The sequence below is a fragment of the Segeticoccus rhizosphaerae genome (genome assembly GCF_009192725.1).
GTDB lineage: Bacteria > Actinomycetota > Actinomycetes > Actinomycetales > Dermatophilaceae > Segeticoccus > Segeticoccus rhizosphaerae.
On sequence record NZ_VOHR01000505.1, the window covers coordinates 1 to 1859 of the forward strand.

A 1859-nucleotide genomic window follows, 5' to 3' on the forward strand; every position below is an offset into this window, starting at 1 on the left:
CAGCGGCCGCCCAGGCTGCGGGCGAGGCGCCGCGCCCAGGCCGAGTCCACCAGCTCCTCGAGCGGGACGAGCTGCCCGTCGGGGCCGGCCAGCGGCAGCCGCCAGTTGGGGTACTCCTTGTCGGTGCCCGGCTGGTTGATCGTGCGCCGGTCACCCGCGAGGTCGGCCACCGAGACCCCGAGCAGCCGGCTCGGGGTCCAGGTGAGGAAGCGGTGCAGCGCCTCGACCTGGGCGGGCAGGTCGGCTCCGGCCCGCAGCAGACCCCGGTCGCGCAGCATCTGCAGCACCCGCTCGCGCGCCGCCTCGTCCTCGATCCGCTCCTCCTCGACCGGCCGGGTCAGCAGGTCCAGCTCTGCTCGCAGGTCGATGTGCACCCCGTCGAGGTAGCCGGCCGTGGGCGGCAGGTCGTGCGTCGTCACCGTCGAGAGGCACAGCTCGCGGTAGGACTCGGGCCGCAGCGGTGCACCCCCGGCGTTCTTCTCGAACCACAGGATCGACGTGCCGAGGATCCCCCGCTCGGTGAGGTAGTCGCGCACCCACGGCTCGACCACGCCGAGGTCCTCCCCCACGACCAGTGCGCCCGCACGATGCGCCTCGAGCGCGAGGATGCCCACCAGGGCCTCGTGGTCGTAGCGCACGTAGGTGCCCTCGTCAGCCGAACGCCCCTTCGGCACCCACCAGAGGCGGAACAGTCCGATGATGTGGTCCACCCGCAGGCCGCCGGCGTCGCGCAGCACGGTCCGCAGCATCTCCCGGTATGGCGCGTAGCCCAGCTCCGCGAGCCGGTCCGGCCGCCAGGGCGGTTGGCTCCAGTCCTGGCCGAGCTGGTTGTACTGGTCGGGGGGCGCGCCGACGTTGACGGTGGTCGCGAGGGCGTCGCCGAGCGCCCAGGCGTCCGCGCCCTGGGGGTGCACGCCGACGGCGAGGTCGTGGACCACCCCCACCGACATCCCGGCGTCCCCGACCTCGCGCTGGGCCGCGGCCAGCTGCTCCGAGACGATCCACTGCAGCCAGCAGTGGAACTCGACCTCCTCGGGCAGCCGGTCGCGCGCGGCAACCACTGCGGGACTCCGGGGGTCCTGCAGCTCCGCGGGCCACGCGGTCCAGGGCAGGCCGTGCTCGCCGGCGAGCGCGCACCACGTCGCGAAGTCGACCAGTCCCTGTCCCTCCCGGGCGCGGAACGACTCGAAGGCACGCTCGCGCCGGGCCGTCCGGGGCTGGCGGAAGACGATGCGCAGCGCCGGCAGCTTGGCCGCCCACGCGGCGTCCCGGTCGATCGCGTCCTGCTCGGAGAGCCGACGCGCGTCGTCGCCGTGCCACTCGACCAGCTGGCGTTCGGCGGCGGACAGGTAGGCGACCTCGGGCACGTCCTCGACCCGCAGATACATCGGGTTGACGAAGCGTCGCGTGGTCGGCAGGTAGGGCGACGCCTCCATGGGAGCGATCGGCTCGGCTGCGTGTAGCGGGTTGACCAGCACGAAGTCGGCGCCGTGGCCGGCGGCCCACGCGCCGAGGTCGGCAAGGTCGGCGAGGTCTCCGATGCCCCAGGACCGACGGGAGCGCACGGAGTAGAGCTGGGTCATCACGCCCCAGACCCGGTCGCGCTGCACGGCTTTGGGCAGCTCGAGGCGCTGCGGCGTCACCACGAGCGTGGTGCTCGAGGGGCCGCCGTCGGTCTCCACCCGCAGGACGTGCCACCCCAGCGGCAGGTCGCCCGGCAGCTCGACGGTGGCCTCACCGGTCAGGACGCCCGCGACGGTGCGGGGTTCGACCCAGCGGTCGACCGGCGCGATGAGCCGCACGCCACCGTCCTCGAGCTCGACCGAGGCCTCGACGCGCGACCCGTGCGGCACGTGGAC

At 74.1% G+C, this 1859-nt stretch carries 1 protein-coding gene; it reads right to left on the minus strand.

What is annotated here, in order from left to right; all coding sequences use genetic code 11:
* The coding region (gene malQ / locus FRW57_RS21145; RefSeq protein ID WP_152186992.1) for a 4-alpha-glucanotransferase at positions 1–1859 on the minus strand (1859 nt) is incomplete at both ends.